This is a genomic window from Paraniabella hibiscisoli, from assembly GCF_022512515.1.
In the GTDB taxonomy this organism is placed as follows: domain Bacteria; phylum Bacteroidota; class Bacteroidia; order Chitinophagales; family Chitinophagaceae; genus Niabella; species Niabella hibiscisoli.
Genome location: NZ_JAKWBK010000001.1, coordinates 1,077,367 through 1,094,630 on the forward strand (window position 1 = coordinate 1,077,367; position 17,264 = coordinate 1,094,630).

Genomic DNA, 17,264 nt, shown 5'->3' on the forward strand with positions numbered 1-17,264 from the left:
TAGAAAAAATTTTATCCAACAATTATAAAAAATATTAATAAATACAACCACAAAAGGTCTACAAAATGCCAGTACATGCCCATTACCTCAGCGGGAACTGCACTATACAGTTTGCGCGTTCCAATTAAAGACCTTACCACCATCACAATCAATGCAACAACCCCGCCTAATACGTGCAAACCGTGTAAACCGGCAATTGCATAAAAGAACTGACCTGCGCCCGATGATCCTTTAAAACGGATGTTTTGGTCCCATAATTCACCAAATCCTACAATCTGGCAAACTACAAAAGCCAATCCTAATACTACCGTTACGCCCATCAAAGAACGGTAGCGTTGCATATCACGGGCTTTAAATGACTTAATAGCCATTTGCATGGTAAGGCTGCTTGCTAAAATTACTACCGTAGAAACCCAGAAGATCTTAGGTAATACAATCGTTCTCCAGCCGGTAAGGTTACTTTTTACAATAAAAGCACTGGTAAGACCCGCAAACATCATAATGATACTTGCTATGGCTACCCATAAAGTAAATTTATGAGGATGTACTCTTTTGTGCTGTTCGTTGCTCACTATATCCACGTTCAATTTGTTTATTACCCGTATAACTCACCTTCGTGTACAGGTTTAATTATAGACATTATCTTTTTAAGCTCCTCTTTTCGCTCTCTTTTCTGTTTCTCCTTTGTTTCTGCAATTATACGCTCATAATTGTCATACTCAAATCTACCCCGTTCCTCCGGCATTAATATTAATTGAGGCCCTGCCCAAAAGTAATCAGTATGAAAAAAACACCTGATAAAATAACTACTGCCTCTCTTCAAGTTTAACATTAAGGGGTCCTTAGTCTTCCTGGAAGTCGAAAGTAACACCGAATCACCTGCATGAACCCTAACTGCACACTTTTGTCCATACTTTACTGTTGCAATCTCCTTACCATTGGCCGTTATAATGTAACTTTTGCTATTAGGCAGGTCATATCCTCCCCCGGTCTGTATATATAAAGAACTACGTTACTACTATCTACACTTCCTATTGCTTTGGCCTGAGCATTCGCTAGTGTCATTAAGAAAAAGCACAAACACAAAAAAGAAGCCTCTTCATCTGCTCTGATTTACTATTTCAGACCTTTGCTAATAGTAGCGCCAGTAACACAACCGGCAAATACATATAGCTTCCAAACATCACGTTCCTGGCACTCTTTACGTCCATTTTGCTATATAAAGTCACACACCGCATGATCATAAAAAGATTGGCGATAATGATGAGTGCCAAAGCTATCATTCCTTTAATACCAGCCGAACTACTGATGCCTGTAAAGAAAGGCGCTACGGTAATAGGTACCAGCAAAAGCGAATAAACTAAAGTCTGCAATGCGGTAAACTTGGTAGGCCCTTTATCACTGGGCAATAATTTAAAGCCCGCCTCACTATAATCTTTGTGCGCCACCCAGGCTATAGCCCAAAAATGGGGGAACTGCCACAAAAACTGGATCCCAAACATCACCGCTCCGCCTAACCAATCTATATCCTGGCCCGGCACAAATCCGCTACCCAGCCTATTAAGCAGGGAAGCGCTCCTGGAACCGCACCGACTAATACAGCAATAGAGTTTACTTTTTTAAAGGCGTATAAACAAAGGCATATAAGAAAAGACTGAACGCAGCCAAAGCGGCAGCTGTCCAGTTAAAATAATAGCCTAAGATGAATACCCCTAAAGCGCCGGTAAGCACAGCAAACCCCCAACCCTGTTCGGGTGTAATCCGCCCGCTGGCAATGGGTCGCTTAGCCGTACGTTTCATTAACGCATCTGTATCCTTTTCAACCACCATGTTGATGGTGTTGGCACTACCTGTAACCAACATACCACCTGCAAAGAGCAAAACAATCCGCCACCAGTCAATCAACACATCGGGCACCAGCAGGTAACTGATTACACTGCTAAATACCACCATTATACTCAAAGAGGGCTTTACAAGCTGTATATAATCTTTAAAGCCGGCTCTTTTTTGTTCCAATTTATTACCTGTTAATAGTTAATGGTTCATTGATCCTGGAAAGCCAACCACTCACCATTCACAATTTCCTATTCACCTCTTCCCTTAATGCGAACTTTCTTTATCTCCAATCGGCTCAGTCTGCGGAATGAAATCTCTTCCGTCTTTACCGTAGTCATAAGCCCAGCGATGAACTTCAGGAATTTCTCCATCCCAGTTACCGTGTCCCGGACGAATAGGTGTGGTCCACTCTAATGTAGTAGCACCCCATGGATTTAACTCTCTTACTCTTCTACCTTTATATATAGAATAGAAATAATTGAACACAAACATCAGCTGAACCGCAAATACTAACACCGTAACTACAGTGATCATCGCATCCAGGCCGTGGAACTGGTTAAAGCTCACCCAGCTGCTCTTATCCAGGTACCTTCTTGGCATACCGGCAAAACCCTGGTAGTGCATTGGCCAGAAAATTAGATATGCACCAATAAGTGTTACCCAGAAGTGGATATAACCCAGCGTATTGTTCATATACCTGCCAAACATCTTCGGGAACCAATGATAAATACCACAGAACATACCAAAGAAGGCGGATACACCCATTACAATGTGGAAGTGAGCGATCACAAACATGGTATCGTGCAGGTGAATATCAATAGTAGAGTTACCCAAGAAGATACCTGTTAAACCACCTGAGATAAATAAGCTTACAAAGCCTATTGCAAAAAGCATGGCTGGTGTAAACCTGATATTACCACGCCATAAAGTAGTTAACCAGTTAAATACTTTAATAGCTGAAGGAACCGCAATTAAGAGCGTCAGCAATACGAATACCGACCCGAGGAACGGATTCAATCCCGTGACGAACATGTGGTGCGCCCATACCAGGAAGGCTAGCACGCAAATCGCAAACATAGAGAACACCATGGCCATATAACCAAAGATGGGTTTCCGTGCGTTAACTGACATTACCTCCGATACGATACCCATGGTAGGCAGGATGATAATGTACACCTCTGGGTGACCTAAGAACCAGAATAAGTGCTGGAACAGGATAGCGCTACCGCCTTCATTGGCCAAAGCTTGTCCGGCAATATAAATATCGCTCAGGTAGAAGCTGGTACCCAGGTGACGATCGAAAATTAATAATACTACGCCTGATAATAATACAGGGAATGACAATACGCCCAGGATGGCAGTAAACAACAGCGCCCAGATTGTCAAAGGCACCCTTGTCATGCTCATACCTTTGGTACGCATGTTTAATATAGTTGCGATATAGTTCAAACCACCCAAAAGCTGGGAGATAATAAACAATGCCATACCAATAATCCAGTAATCCATACCGGCTTTAGAACCTTCTGAAGCCTGTCCCAGGGCGCTCAATGGAGGGTAGATCGTCCAACCACCTGATGCAGGTCCTGTCTGGATAAATAGAGATGCCAGCATTACAATGCTACCACCAAAGAAGAACCAGTAAGATAACATGTTCATCATTGGAGATGCCATATCTCTTGCTCCTACCTGCAATGGAATTAACAGGTTGGCAAAAGTTCCACTCAAACCGGCAGTTAATACAAAGAATACCAGTACTGTACCGTGCATAGTAGTTAATGCATAGTAGAATTCGGGTCTTAATCTTCCGCCTTCAGCCCACTTTCCAAAAAATGTCTCCAGAATGGGGAAGCTTTCTTCAGGAAAGCCTAACTGCAACCTGAACAATACCGAGAACAAACCACCAATGATCGCCCATACAATACCTGTAATAAGGAATTGTTTAGCAATCATTTTATGATCCATGCTAAAAATATACTTCGAAATAAAAGTCTCTTTGTGATGCGCATGCACATGATGATGATCATCTGCATGGTGACCGTGGCTTGCTGTTTCCTGGTGGGTATGTAAAATATCGCTCATAAAAAAATTCGTCTTTAATATCGATCTAAAGGTATATCAAATTATTTTGTAGTAGCTGAATCGGGTTTAGCGGCAACGGCAACACTATCAGCAGGTTTCTTGGCCGAAGAGTCTTTGGCAACAGCTGCGGCCGGAGCTGCAGGCATTTCTTTTCCACTACGGCCTTTTGGTACTGTGCCTTCTGGCTTGCCATCCACTGATCATATTCTTCCTGGGTTTCTACAATAATTTCTCCGCGCATACCTGTATGTCCGGCACCGCACATCTGATCGCAGGCAAGTTCAAATACAAAATTCTCCTGGCCTGTTTCTTTGATCATATCCTTGGTAGTCTTAATAGGCGTAAACCATAAAGTAGTCGGCGTTCCGGGCACCGCATCCATTTTCAACCGGAAATGTGGTAAACCCACGCTATGAATTACATCTTTTGCACCAATTACTAATCTCACCGGCTTATTAACTACCAGGTGTAATGGACCACCAGACACGATATCATCATGTGTAGCAGCATCATCCCAGATCAAACCCAGTGAGTTATCATTGCTCTCGTCAATAAACTTATAATTCTTTTTACCTAAAACACCATCCTTACCGGGGTAACGAAACTCCCACTTAAACTGGCTGCCGGTAACTTCTACAGTAGCTGCATTTTCAGGAGCTGCACCCGTGATCTGAAACCAGTAAACTAAACCAAATGAGATTAATACTGTTAATACAATAGCAGGTACAACCGTCCATATCATTTCCAGCTTATTGTTATGCGGGAAATAATAAGCCTTCTGATTTTCTCTCTCCTGGTATTTAAAAGAATACCAGAATAATAATACCTGGGTTAGTACAAATACAATACCTGTAGTGATCAGGGTATATTTCAACATCCTGTCCACTTTAATACCGTGGTCGGAAGCCGAGCTGTCAAAACCTAAAGTTTTATCAGCCAGGGTATGATGCGCCCAATACACACCAAAAAGACCCACAATCAGAAACGCTAACAACAAAAATGCATTGATCCTGTTAGACTGCTTTCTTGTCCTCTCCTCTCCTTGTACTATTGATACAAATTCAGTAGCCCTTGCAATCTGGAAGGTGATAATGAATCCCAATAATAAAATCGCTATTAGTAAAAAAGTATGCATACGATGTATTGTTCTGTTATGTTATATCTTATTTTTTGTTACCAACTCCGGTACTTCTTTCAATTTTGTTGCGTCTCCGAAGGAGTCCTTCGGACGCACCTTTATACTGAAGTATATATCTCAACTTTTCTTTAAGCCTCCTATAATTATTAAGTATGGTGAATAACACTCTCTTTTGCAAAAGGGTGGTTCTTTACAGTTAAAGGATACTTACTTAATGTGCGGCCCACGATAAACAATATCAATCCGACAAAGAACATAGCAATACCCATATCATAAAGAATAGCAGGTAACTTGTTAGGTGAAACTGCCGGGAACACCATTTGATAAAAATCGAGCCAGTGACCAAAAATAATAAGCAGGGCTACAAAAGTTACTATAGTATAGTTACGCTTGGAGTCGCGGCTCATTAATATTAAAATAGGACCTACAAAGTTGATGATCAGCATGATCCAATACAGAAACGCATACGGGCTTGATTCTGTAGGACTTCCGATCCTGTTAGCAAAATAAATTGTTTCTTCCGGCTGGTTACTATACCAGATCAGCATAAACTGTGAGAACCACAGGTAGGTCCAGAATATAGAAAACGCAAACATAAACTTACCCAAATCGTGTATATGCTCTTTGTTTACAGCAGGTAGCATGTTGTTGTTTTTCAAAAACACCACAAATAATAATATTACAGCTATGCCCGATACAAAGGTGCTGGCAAAAGTGTACCAGCTGTACATAGTACTAAACCAGTGTGCATCGATACTCATTAACCATAACCAGGGTAAAGAAGACATAATAGTTAAAGCAAATACCACTGCATAAAGGGCGGCCATTACGGTATTATCCCAGGCAAACTTTTTCTTGCTTCAACGGTTGCCGGAGGATTGGTATCCAGGCTCCTGGAGCGCTGGCGCATTTTCCATCCGATAAGCGACCAGAAAACTACTGTAGCTAAAGTAACCGAGACAAAGAATCCTTTATTTAAAAATCCTTTTTTATGATTTAAAACTTTATCATGTAACACATGCTCGGTGTCTGTCCAGTGATAAATTGTATGGTTATCGCTGAAAACGATAGACAATAAAATGACAGCGGCAATAATACCAATGGCAGGAACCGCAGAAGAAACGGCTTCCGTTACTCTCGAAAAACCTATCTGCCAGCCACCCCAGGCCAGGGTAGTGGCGCACATAAAGAACATAGCCGCATTCACCACCAATAAAAAGAAGACACTGTTTTGCAACAGGCTTGCCCAAAAACGCGCTTGACTTTTGTGTATTTCCTCTTCACTACCGGTTGCACCGTGCGTAGCAATATACAATGCTATAGCCGCTATCAGTCCCACACCCATTAACACATACGCAATAGTGTTGTACTTCTTGGTAGGTATAAATTTTTCTACTGTTGACATTCCTGTTCTATATTAAATAAGTTCAAATAATTAATTCTTTGCAGTTGCAGTGCTATCTACCGGAGCTGCAGCCGCCGGCGCCTCTTTCTTCGCTGTCTTCGATTTAATATACGTTACCACTTCCCAGCGCTGTTTCGGAGTCAGCTGCGAGGCATAGCTACCCATCTGTCCTTTACCAAAAGTAATAGAGTAGAACATGGTACCTGGTGCCATAGCCACCATATCTGCGGCGTGAAAATCTTTTGGAGCAGCTGAGTAAGGACCATCGCCGCCTTTAAACAGCGGACCATTACCATCTAAACCGGCACCATGACAAATTCCACAATTAATTAAGTATAATCTTTCTGCTTCTTTCAGGTTCACAGTTGCCTTGCTGCTATCCAGCGGGTTTTTTAAACCGGCAGACTGAGCATATCCCAAAGAGTCATGTTTTAAGTCAAAATGAAAAGCCAGATCCTCGCTCCTGGATACAGTACCAGGCACCGGTAACCGGTCATAATGAATTCCTGAATCTTTCAGACTTTTAGTTGGCGCATAGGTTTCATAAGCCACGCTATAGTACATATCAGGCATGTAAGCAATACCAGGATCTTTCCCTGCACCACAACCTGCGGCTACTGCGCTAAGCATCACAACTGCTATATAAAAATATTTGTTCATCTGTTTCTTTCCTTGAGTTGATATTAATTAAACCTGTGGCACTTTCTTTCCAAAACGTACTGTTTCCCTGTCGTAACGCCCAATCCACCAATCAGCTTCACGATGCTGTATTTCTACGCCCTGCGCACCTACACTTTCTAAAAAAGCAATCGCTTCAGCTTCATTAGTTTTATCAGTGCACTCAATAGCCATGGTGAACGTATCATCCGTACTACGCAGGTTAAAGTGGTCCTTCTTTACAAAAGGCGCCAACTGGCATAACCAGCAGAAAGTAAGTACCATACCCACAGCAGCAAATAATACCGTCAACTCAAACATAATAGGTATCCATGCCGGTAAAGAGAAGAACGGCTTACCTCCAAAATTGATCTTCCAGTCAAACGCCAGCATAAAGGTGATAAAACCAATGGCTGTAGAGGTACCGGTAATCCCGTAAATAAAACCTGCAATGTGAAGATCGGTATCCTTTAAACCCATTACCTTATCCAAACCATGGATAGGAAAGGGAGTATACACATCGTGTATTTTGTAACCGGCACGGCGCACTTTCGTTACTGCCGGAAACAATACCGTTTCTTCGTAAAAATTACCTACAACAAATTTCTTAACGTTCATATTATTTTTTGTTACTGGATTCTGGTTACCGGGTTCTCGTAAAATACCCGCCCAAAAAACTTGTCAACTTTTAAACCTGTCTGCCTTTCAACTTAGCTATTAATGATGGTGACTTTGATTGTGCTCAAACTCATCATAGCTCTCCATTTCTTCTTTCGCATATGCCGCTTTATAGCTATCCCCGTTTTTCTTCAGGATATGTTTGATCTCTGCGATCGCAATAACCGGGAAGAATTTAGAGAACAGGAAGTAGCAGGTAAAGAACAAACCAAATGTACCCATGTAGAAACCGATCTCCCAGATAGTTGGCGTGTAATAAGTACTCCAGGAGCTCGGAAGATAATCGCGATACAAAGAGGTAACGATAATTACAAACCTTTCGAACCACATACCAATATTTACAAGGATACTCATAAAGAAGGTAACCAATATGTTACGTCTCATTTTACGGAACCAGAAGATCTGCGGAGATAATACGTTACAACCCATCATCAACCAGTAACTCCATCCATAAGGGCTGTTCACGTTCAAACGGTTTTCTTTAAACGCAAACCACTCATAAGGAGAGGCACTATACCATGACATGAATAACTCTGTGAGGTAGGCAATACCAACGATAGAACCGGTAAGTACAATAACCTTGTTCATTACATCGATATGCTCCATAGTAATGTATTGCTCTAAGGCCAATACTTTACGGGTAATTAATAACAGAGTTTGTACCATCGCAAAACCACTGAATACCGCACCCGCTACGAAGTAAGGAGGGAAGATGGTTGTGTGCCATCCGGGAATTACCGAAGTAGCAAAGTCAAAAGATACGATTGTGTGTACCGAAAGTACCAGTGGAGTAGATAAACCAGCTAATACCAGAGATAAAGCTTCATGTCTCTGCCAGTGTTTGGTGCTACCCGTCCAGCCAAATGCAGCCAAACCATAAAAGAACTTGCTCCATTTTAATTTGGCACGATCGCGTAAGGTTGCCAGATCCGGTAATAAACCAGAGTACCAGAACAACAATGAAACTGTAAAATAAGTAGAGATCGCAAATACGTCCCAAAGAAGTGGAGAGTTAAAATTCACCCACAGCGGACCACGCGTATTTGGATAAGGCATTACGAAGAAACCATTCCACACACGACCCATGTGCCAGATCGGGAACTGGCCTGCGCACATTACCGCAAAGATAGTCATGGCCTCAGCCGCACGGTTTACACCGGTACGCCAGCCCTGGCGGAAGAGTAATAAGATAGCAGAGATCAGCGTACCCGCGTGACCAATACCTACCCACCATACGAAGTTGGTGATATCCCAACCCCAACCAATTGTCTTATTCAGGTTCCACTGGCCCGTACCATACACAATATCCATGTAAATGGATACCACACCAAAACCCAATAAGCCCAATGATATAATGAAACCAACCCACCAGAGTTTGCTGGGTTTAGCTTCCACGGGACGGCAAATATCTTCCGTAACATCGTGGTAGGTTTTGTTTCCTTCTACCAATGGCGCCCTGGCCTGCGATTCGTATCTGATTAATGACATAAGTATCTATAAATAATTCTAAAAGTCAAATTCTAATTCTATTGTTATTGCTTCAGTCGGAACTGCTATCATCCATTAATGATGCGCTCCTTCTGCTGCAGGCTTCGCCTCGTGCCCCGCCTCTGCTCCATGTCCTTCCGCTGCACCGTGATGGTCGTCTCCACCAATGATCTCATCCGTATTACGGATTTTAGCCAGGTAGTTTACGTTAGGCAACACGTGCAATTGCTCCAGTACATAGAAGGTACGCAAAGGATTGTCTTCACGCTCTTTTGTGATAGCGCTTTCCGGATCGTTGATATTACCAAACACAATAGCATCTGCCGCACAAGCCGAGCTACAAGCCAGCCTGATATGTTTATCCTTCAAAGGCACTCCTTCTTTCTTCGCATCCAGTTTAGCATGCTGCAAACGCTGAACGCACATGGAGCATTTTTCCATTACACCTCTTGAACGAACTGTAACGTCAGGATTCAGAACCATACGGGTAAGATCGTCATTCATGTGGAACACAGCAGGGTCTAATTTACCTACTACTGTTTGATCCTGGTTGTTCGGGAAGCTGTCTGCTCCTGTATAATCTAACCAGTTAAAACGACGTACTTTATAAGGACAGTTGTTCGCGCAATATCTCGTACCGATACAACGGTTATAAGCCATCTGGTTTAAACCTTCATCACTATGGTTAGTGGCTGCCACCGGACAAACGTTCTCACAAGGAGCGTTGTCACAATGCTGGCACATCATCGGCTGGAAAATAACGCCTTTCAGATCGTTAGGATCATTTTCGTCAGATACGTAGTAGCGGTCGATGCGCAACCAGTGCATATCGTGGTAACGCAATACCTCGCTCTTACCAACCACCGGTACGTTATTTTCTGCATGGCAGGCAATAACGCAGGCGCCACATCCGAAGCAGGCATTCATATCAATGCTCATACCCCATTTAAGACCCTGTGGCTCATGCTCCGCATATAAAGTACCCGATTTGATATAATCTGCACGGGTTGCACCTTTCTTTTTAGTATAGGTTTCGTACAGATGCTTCGCATCGTCAGCGTAGTGCTCTTTATCTTTTAAGAAAGTTGCCAAAGTTGTTTCTTTAACCACTTCAACCCTTCCTTCGTAGCTATTATGAATCTGCGTTTGCGCCAGTTTGTAGTTTTCGCCCGTATTCGTCAACTCAGCATCAATCGTGTAAAGATTTACACTGGTACCGTTGAACGATGACAGAGGATATACATCAACACCTACTTTTTTATCTTCTCTATGCTCATCTACATAAGTAGTACCTAAGCTTGGCGTACGGCCATAACCCAATGCAACAGCAATTGTGTTATTATCCATACCCGGTACCACAATGATAGGTAGCTTCAGTTCTTTGCCTTTTACCTTTACAGCAATGATCGGCTTCTGAGGATAATACTCATAATCATTGCTCTTATAATCTATTTTCAACTCATCAGCAGTTGAAACAGATATCATAGCATAGTTATCCCAGGTAATTTTTGTGATCGGATCAGGTAACTCCTGTAACCAGGGGTTAGCCGGGTGCGTACCCGAACCTAAAGCATTGCTTTGGTACAATACCACTTCTTTTTTAGAAGACTTAGGTATTGCATTCACCGCAGCTACAGCTCCTTCAATACCAGCTGCCGAATAGGATCCGCCGGAAATGGCTGCTTCACCACGGGTTAAGGAAACGCCATCCTGCAATACTTTCAGGAAAGCTGTCTCTCCACCTAAGCGAGATACCCAGAAGTTTTTAAAGAAATCAGCGTAAGGCTCTGTTTTACCAGCCCAAACCATCAAAGTTTCCTGCCACTGTCTTGTTTTGAACAGCGGTGCAATAGTTGGCTGAAGAAAACCTATGCTGCCTGTGGTAGCTTCACCATCTCCCCAGCTTTCAAGGAAGTGATGTGTAGGTACCAGGTAGTCGCTCAACTCAGAAATTTCATCCAGCTTCTCAGCAAACGAAATCTTAAGTTTTACTTTCGAAAGTGCTTTTTTAACACGATCCTGTTCTGGCCAGGTATATACCGGGTTGGCGCCATATATCATTAAAGTACCAACCGTACCATTTTCAATTTCAGTTAAAAGATCTGAAAAATCTTTATCGATCGCCTGGCGATAGTTTAAAGGAGCCGACCAATCGATGGTTGTACCGTAAGCACCAATTGCATTATTGATCGCGTTTACCAGTAATTGGATATTTACGTCATTGCTGCCGCAAATAACCAGGCCCTGTCCTTTATTCGCCAATAAATCTTTTGCTACTTTATCAATACCTGCTTTAACTTTTGCATTACTGATGGCAGGAGCTGCAACGCTAACACCAACAGCCGCCGCTAAAGCAGCTACCACCGCACCTGTTTCTGAAGATCGGTGGTTAAATCTTTCATCGGCATTTGCACCGGTCATGCTCAGGAAACTCTCAAACTGGTAGTGTTTACTCATTTGAGGGTTCGCTTCATTGATCTTGCGATTTAAAGCGTATCCGTGTTGAAATTCAACGGCTTAACCAGCTGCTTAAAAAGTCGGCACCAAAGCTTACTACTACTTTTTTGCATTCTCAAAGCGGTAAGAAGGTATTGCTCTTTTTCCAAAGCTGGCTTCGTTAGCCAGCAACATACCTGTATAAGAAACGGCGTCGTATTGAACGTGCTTAAAGTTGGGATAAGCAGCTTTAAAATCTGCAATCACCTGTAAAGCAGAGGGAGAGTTGATAGTGCTCGAAAGAAAAACAACCTGTCCACCCGAAGTTCTTATAGCCTCCGGTATCTTTTTATCTAAAACTTCAAAAGTCGGAACCTCTTCAAATTTTCCGCCTGTTTTTTGTTTGGGATGCGTAGTTCTGAATCTGTCGTACAAGTCTAAAACCGAAGCCTGGATCCTGGGGGTAGTGCAACCTTTCACAAAAGAAAGATCGTTACCTTCTATCAGAATGGGGCGTCCGTCACGCACTCTTGCTAATACCGGAACCACATCACCATCCTGGATAAAAGTAGTAGCGTAATAAGAAGCCTCACCCGGTACAATGTTCTCCGGCTTAAAGGCGTAAGGAATGGCTTCGCGTACTTTGGTTTTACAGCTTGCAGCCAAAGTAGCGGCAGCAGTACTAAAACCGAGGTACTTTAAGAAGTCCCTGCGGGGGCTTTTGCGTCTAATAAACCCTTGCTGTCAAAATCTTCAAAAGGCAGCTCGTCACGAAATTCATCGCGCACATTCTTTTGAAAATTTTCAGGGTCATTTATTTCTCCAAAACCTTGCCAGTACTTGTTACTCATATCTTTATCTAATGTGATAATTTGCTAATGTGATAATTTGCTCTTCGCTTCAACACTGGTACCGATGCCCGTTTAGTTAAACCGGCACAGAACCGATCAACTAATTAATAGTGACATTTTTGACACTCCAGGCCTCCGATATCTTTCACCGTTACACTATCCATTTTGCCTGATTTTATGTCATTATGAAACTTCTCGTAAATGCTATAAAACTGATTTCCAGTGGTGGAATCTACATTGAAATTCACTTTCGTTTGCCTGTGACAGTTTACACACCATCCCATGCTCAACTCAGAGAACTGGTAAACCTCGTCCATGCCGGTAATATCACCGTGACAGGTTTGGCACTGAACATTACCCACTCTTATGTGCTGGCTGTGGTTAAAGTAAACGTGGTCAGGAAGATTGTGAATTTTTACCCACTCAATTGGTTTTGCTTTTGAAGCATCCCATGCATCAGGTTTAGCAGGGTCGAAACCAGCGTACTCGTATAATTTTTGTATTTCGCGTGTTCCATCAACCAGGTTACCATTTTTGTCTTTCAATTCAGGTCCGTTATACTTCTGGATCGTTTTGTGACAGTTCATACACACATTTACAGAAGGGATAGCGGCTGTTTTGCTTTCCCATGCATTACCGTGACAGTATAAACAGTTGATCTGGTTTACACCGGCGTGTACTTTGTGAGAGTAGAAAATAGGCTGTACCGGCTCGTAATTGATCTGCCTGTTTACATTAACTAACCCTTTGGTAGTGAAATAACCACCTATTATAAAAAACACGATCGCGAAAATGGCTATATATGTTTTATTACGGTAAATAGGTAAAGAAGGCGCTGATTTTACATTTTCTGCATCGCGTGCTGCTTTTTGTAGGTTAAAGTTAACATAGATCAGAACCAAAGCAACCAGGGCCAGGATCAATGAAACCACACCATACATAATATTATTCTGGCTGGATCCACCTTCACCACCACTTGCGGCCGCGCCACCGTCTTTAGGTGTATCTAACTTACCTGAAGCCTTTGCATCAATATAAGCCAGGATCGCATCTATCTGAGGATCAGTAAGATCGGGGAAAGTAGTCATCGCAGAAGCAGATATTTTCGATACTTCCACCGCTTTCGGATATCCTGAAGCAATCAGCTTTTGGTTATTGCGTATCCACTCATGCAGCTTGCCGGCATCTTCCCAACGTCCCTGAACACCGCCTAAAGCAGGTCCGGTGCTGTTAGATTTCATGTCTCCAGAGTGACAGCTTTGACACTTACCAACAAATAAAGTCTTTCCCTCCTGAACGCCGGCAGCTTCCTGTGCAAAAATGGGAGCAACGGAAACAAGCAGCGCTATTATAAGCAAGGTTAGTTGGTTCAATAAATACTTATGATTGTTCATAAAACGCATAAAATCTAAAATGTGGATAAAAACCTCTGAACGACTGCAAAAATAAGGCGCGCCGTTAACATAACAGCAACAATTTATAACTTTTTTAAACCCGCTCCCAGCTTGAGTTTCAGCCGATTTTTCGTCCTTTTTTTTGAACTCAAAATTTGTTTGTCATTAAAAAGTCATCCCTGCTTGTGTGGTTTTGATGTGAATATCTGTGGTTTCAGGGGCTGTTATCCCTCATTTTAGCTTATTTGAAAAATGTGAATTATTTTGCAGGATCGGTTATGTTTAACAGGCTCAAACAAAAATGGAAGGTCGGCCCGCTGCAGTTATTTTTAATACTCTGCACTTTTGCTATCGGTGGTAGCCTGAGCGGGTATGTTGGCAGACGCCTTATGTCTGTTCTTCTAATAGATAACCGGGTACTATATACTATAATATATATAATACTGGTTACTGCGATCTGGCCGTTTATGGTATTGCTGATAAGCATTATTTTTGGCCAGTATGCCTTTTTTAAAAGGTATTTAAAAGAGTTGTTTAAAAAAATAACAAGAAAACGGACCAATAGTCAATAAAAAGGTCGGTTGTGGATTTAATAATAGAAAAATGAAACAAAAAATAGCTGTTTTTGCGAGTGGTGCCGGTAGTAATGCCCAAAAGATTATTGACCATTTCAGGGCAAGCGAAATTGCAGAAATAAGCCTGATTGCCTGTAATAAACCCGGCGCTGGGGTTTTGACAATTGCGGAACAGGAGCAGATTGAACAGGTACTCATAGAGAGAGAACAGTATAAAAAAGACGGATATGCTGCATTTTTGAAGGAAAAAGGGATCAATTTTGTTGTTTTAGCCGGCTTTTTATGGAAAATACCCCAACCACTGATCGATGCCTATCCCCGCAAAATCGTAAACATTCACCCGGCACTATTGCCAGCCTATGGCGGAAAGGGCATGTATGGCGCTTTTGTACACCAGGCAGTAATTGCAAACGGGGAAAAGCAAAGCGGCATTACTATTCATTATGTAGATGAGCACTACGATCATGGAGATATCATCTTCCAGGCCACCTGCAATATTGAACCCGGAGACACGCCCGAGCAGCTGGCTCAAAAAATCCACTTGCTGGAGCATGCTCACTTCCCCGCAGTAATAGAACAGGTGCTACAACAACACTAACTGCAGTAGTACAAGCCATTATTAATGTAGTTGCAGTTCTATTTGTAAATAAATATATTTGTCATTTATACTATTATAAATTGCCCCTGCTATGAAACAATTAACTGTACTGGCCTTATTATGCTTTTTTGCAGCACCCGGAAAAGCTCAGCAAGCGGCCAACCGTCCCGATTCGGCCTACCTCTTTGCCTATTCCCCGAACGGGGAAATGCCCGCACCGGTTTAGCCTTTGCCTGGAGCAACGATGGTTTTAGCTGGAATGCGATAGGTCCGGAGCATTATTTTGTATACAGCGATTATGGCACCTGGGGCGCTCAAAAGAAAATGTTGAAACCATTTCTCTTTGCCGGCGGTGGCGGAACCTGGCACCTGGTTTGGAGCCTTAATGCAACCGAAAATGTATGGGCACATGCCGCTTCGCCCGACCTGGTTTACTGGGGACGCCAGAGTTACCCGCAAACAGCCCCGGGCAGTAATGTAATAGAACCGGTTATTTCTTCAGCTACCGGCGGTGCGTACACCGTGAGCTGGCAAAGCAACACTAATAATAAAAATGAGGCATTTTCCCTGTCTACCAACTTTAAAACCTTTCCCTCAGCCCAAAAGGGGTTGGCCGGCAGTATCGTAACAATCGCGTTGAAGCAACTATTTTAGGTCAAAAACAAATCGGAACTCTACATAAAGTAGCGTTTAGCCTGGTGGAAGGCCTGCTCAACGCACAAAAAAGTGCCCAATATCAATCGGCACTTTTAACAGAATCGGCAGCTACCGATCCGCAAAGATTCGCTGGGTTAAAACCTGTAGACCTTACACTTACAACACTTCCCGAAAAAGCTAAAAAGATCAGCGACCTGCTGGTAGGCGCTTTTTTGAAGATATTAATTATGCCGCAGATGGGGGTTTGTATGCAGAGCTGGTGCAGAACCGCGATTTTGAATATCATCCGGCTGATAAAAAATACCGGGATAAAAACTGGAACCACCAAACTGCCTGGCGCCTGGGTCTGGGAACTTTGGCAATAGATTCTGTATCACCCATCCACCCCAACAATCGGCATTATGCTGTTTTAAGTTATGACCTGGGAAACCCGGTGCTGATCAACGAAGGCTTTGGAGGCATTGCGATTAAAGCCGGAGAAAAATACGACTGCAGCGCTTTCGTCAGGATCCCCTCTGCAAAAGCAGGACTGATCACCTGGAGGTTATCAGACAAAAACGGGAAGATACTGGGTATTACTTCCATGAAAATTCCGGCAGGAAGCAACTGGAAAAAGCTATCAGCAGTAATAACAGCCAATGCAACTGCTGCCGACGCCTCGCTTGAGCTAATTGCTGAACAAAAAGGCAGCATCCACTTAGACATGGTGTCACTCTTCCCTCAAAAAACATTTAAAGATCGCAAAAACGGGCTCCGGGCCGACCTTGCACAGGCATTGGCGGATATGAAACCCAGGTTTTTACGTTTCCCTGGCGGATGTGTAGCCCATGGTGACGGAATTGCCAATATTTATCGCTGGAAAACGACGATCGGTCCACTTGAAGCCCGCAAACCGATGCGCAATATGTGGAACTACCACCAGACCACCGGTTTGGGTTACTACGAGTATTTCCAGTTTTGTGAGGACATGGGGGCTGAGCCACTACCGGTACTGGCCGCAGGTGTTCCCTGTCAAAACTCTTCGGACGGCGGAGCCGGACAACAATGCGGTATTCCTATGGCGGAAATGGATGAATACGTACAGGATATACTTGACCTGGTAGAATGGGCCAACGGCGATGCTAAATCAACGCATTGGGGCAGGCTTCGGGCGGCATCGGGACATCCTAAGCCATTCAATTTAAAATATATAGGTATTGGAAACGAAGACCTGATCACCGATATTTTTGAGGAACGGTTCACAATGATCTTTAATGCCATCAAAAAAAGTACCCTGAAATGAAGGTGATCGGAACTTCAGGGCCTTTTTATGAAGGGACAGATTATGTTGAAGGCTGGGGTATTGCCCGTAAGCTGGGTGTAGACCTGATAGACGAACATTATTATGTACCACCGGGCTGGTTTATTCACAACCAGGACTATTATGATAAATATGACCGTAAAGGCAGCAAGGTTTACCTGGGTGAATATGC

Annotated in this window: 18 protein-coding genes and 1 pseudogene; 5 read left to right on the plus strand and 14 right to left on the minus strand. The window is 43.0% G+C overall.

Annotated features, from left to right (window positions below; genetic code table 11):
* Window positions 1-11 precede the first annotated feature (11 nt).
* From MKP07_RS06960 to MKP07_RS07025, 14 genes are all read right to left on the minus strand, one after another.
* Window positions 12-581, minus strand: a complete 570-nt coding sequence (locus MKP07_RS06960) for a cytochrome c oxidase subunit 3 (protein WP_240850677.1) — start codon at window positions 579-581, stop codon at window positions 12-14.
* A 540-nt stretch (window positions 582-1,121) separates the two neighbouring features.
* Entirely contained in the window at window positions 1,122-1,541 is a 420-nt protein-coding gene (locus tag MKP07_RS06965; protein WP_240846120.1) for a UbiA family prenyltransferase, read from the minus strand.
* A 70-nt stretch (window positions 1,542-1,611) separates the two neighbouring features.
* Window positions 1,612-2,016 (minus strand): UbiA family prenyltransferase, encoded by a 405-nt coding sequence (locus tag MKP07_RS06970; RefSeq protein ID WP_240846121.1) that lies wholly within the window; start codon window positions 2,014-2,016, stop codon window positions 1,612-1,614.
* 84 nt (window positions 2,017-2,100) lie between these two features.
* Complete coding sequence (locus tag MKP07_RS06975; protein WP_240846124.1) at window positions 2,101-3,915, minus strand: cytochrome c oxidase subunit I; 1,815 nt, start codon at window positions 3,913-3,915, stop codon at window positions 2,101-2,103.
* A 25-nt stretch (window positions 3,916-3,940) separates the two neighbouring features.
* On the minus strand, window positions 3,941-5,050 hold the full coding sequence (locus MKP07_RS06980; protein ID WP_240846126.1) for a cytochrome c oxidase subunit II: 1,110 nt from the start codon (window positions 5,048-5,050) through the stop codon (window positions 3,941-3,943).
* Window positions 5,051-5,199: 149 nt separating this feature from the next.
* Window positions 5,200-5,880: a hypothetical protein gene (locus MKP07_RS06985; RefSeq protein WP_240846128.1), complete on the minus strand. Its 681-nt coding sequence runs from the start codon at window positions 5,878-5,880 to the stop codon at window positions 5,200-5,202.
* Window positions 5,880-6,458, minus strand: coding sequence for a hypothetical protein (locus MKP07_RS06990; protein ID WP_240846130.1), 579 nt, complete (start codon window positions 6,456-6,458; stop codon window positions 5,880-5,882). The genes MKP07_RS06985 and MKP07_RS06990 overlap by 1 nt, the downstream gene beginning before the upstream one ends.
* A 30-nt stretch (window positions 6,459-6,488) precedes the next feature.
* Window positions 6,489-7,118, minus strand: a complete 630-nt coding sequence (locus tag MKP07_RS06995; RefSeq protein WP_240846132.1) for a c-type cytochrome — start codon at window positions 7,116-7,118, stop codon at window positions 6,489-6,491.
* Between the two features lie 27 nt (window positions 7,119-7,145).
* Window positions 7,146-7,733, minus strand: a complete 588-nt coding sequence (locus tag MKP07_RS07000; RefSeq protein ID WP_240846134.1) for a DUF3341 domain-containing protein — start codon at window positions 7,731-7,733, stop codon at window positions 7,146-7,148.
* A 99-nt stretch (window positions 7,734-7,832) separates the two neighbouring features.
* Entirely contained in the window at window positions 7,833-9,281 is a 1,449-nt protein-coding gene (nrfD, locus tag MKP07_RS07005) for an NrfD/PsrC family molybdoenzyme membrane anchor subunit (RefSeq protein ID WP_240846136.1), read from the minus strand.
* A gap of 75 nt (window positions 9,282-9,356) precedes the next feature.
* Window positions 9,357-11,738 carry a 4Fe-4S dicluster domain-containing protein gene (locus MKP07_RS07010; protein WP_240846138.1) on the minus strand — a complete coding sequence of 794 codons (2,382 nt, stop codon included), beginning with the start codon at window positions 11,736-11,738 and terminating at the stop codon, window positions 9,357-9,359.
* 99 nt (window positions 11,739-11,837) lie between these two features.
* Window positions 11,838-12,383, minus strand: a complete 546-nt coding sequence (locus MKP07_RS07015; protein WP_240846140.1) for a molybdopterin-binding domain-containing protein — start codon at window positions 12,381-12,383, stop codon at window positions 11,838-11,840.
* Window positions 12,384-12,415: 32 nt separating this feature from the next.
* The gene (locus tag MKP07_RS07020) at window positions 12,416-12,568 is read right to left on the minus strand and encodes a TAT-variant-translocated molybdopterin oxidoreductase (protein WP_240846142.1); all 153 of its coding nucleotides are present in this window, start codon (window positions 12,566-12,568) and stop codon (window positions 12,416-12,418) included.
* A gap of 104 nt (window positions 12,569-12,672) precedes the next feature.
* On the minus strand, window positions 12,673-13,962 hold the full coding sequence (locus tag MKP07_RS07025) for a c-type cytochrome (RefSeq protein ID WP_240846144.1): 1,290 nt from the start codon (window positions 13,960-13,962) through the stop codon (window positions 12,673-12,675).
* Window positions 13,963-14,240: 278 nt separating this feature from the next.
* On the opposite strand from MKP07_RS07025, the gene MKP07_RS42215 reads away from it, so the two are divergent.
* From MKP07_RS42215 to MKP07_RS42220, 5 genes and pseudogenes are all read left to right on the plus strand, one after another.
* The gene (locus MKP07_RS42215) at window positions 14,241-14,534 is read left to right on the plus strand and encodes a DUF6787 family protein (protein ID WP_394803634.1); all 294 of its coding nucleotides are present in this window, start codon (window positions 14,241-14,243) and stop codon (window positions 14,532-14,534) included.
* A gap of 31 nt (window positions 14,535-14,565) precedes the next feature.
* Window positions 14,566-15,135: a phosphoribosylglycinamide formyltransferase gene (gene purN / locus MKP07_RS07030; RefSeq protein ID WP_240846146.1), complete on the plus strand. Its 570-nt coding sequence runs from the start codon at window positions 14,566-14,568 to the stop codon at window positions 15,133-15,135.
* A gap of 120 nt (window positions 15,136-15,255) precedes the next feature.
* Window positions 15,256-15,789, plus strand: a complete 534-nt coding sequence (locus tag MKP07_RS07035) for a hypothetical protein (protein WP_240846148.1) — start codon at window positions 15,256-15,258, stop codon at window positions 15,787-15,789.
* A gap of 44 nt (window positions 15,790-15,833) precedes the next feature.
* On the plus strand, window positions 15,834-16,157 hold the full coding sequence (locus tag MKP07_RS07040; protein ID WP_240846150.1) for a hypothetical protein: 324 nt from the start codon (window positions 15,834-15,836) through the stop codon (window positions 16,155-16,157).
* Between the two features lie 419 nt (window positions 16,158-16,576).
* Window positions 16,577-17,205: pseudogene (locus tag MKP07_RS42220) on the plus strand (alpha-L-arabinofuranosidase C-terminal domain-containing protein); the annotation flags it as partial.
* Window positions 17,206-17,264 lie beyond the last annotated feature (59 nt).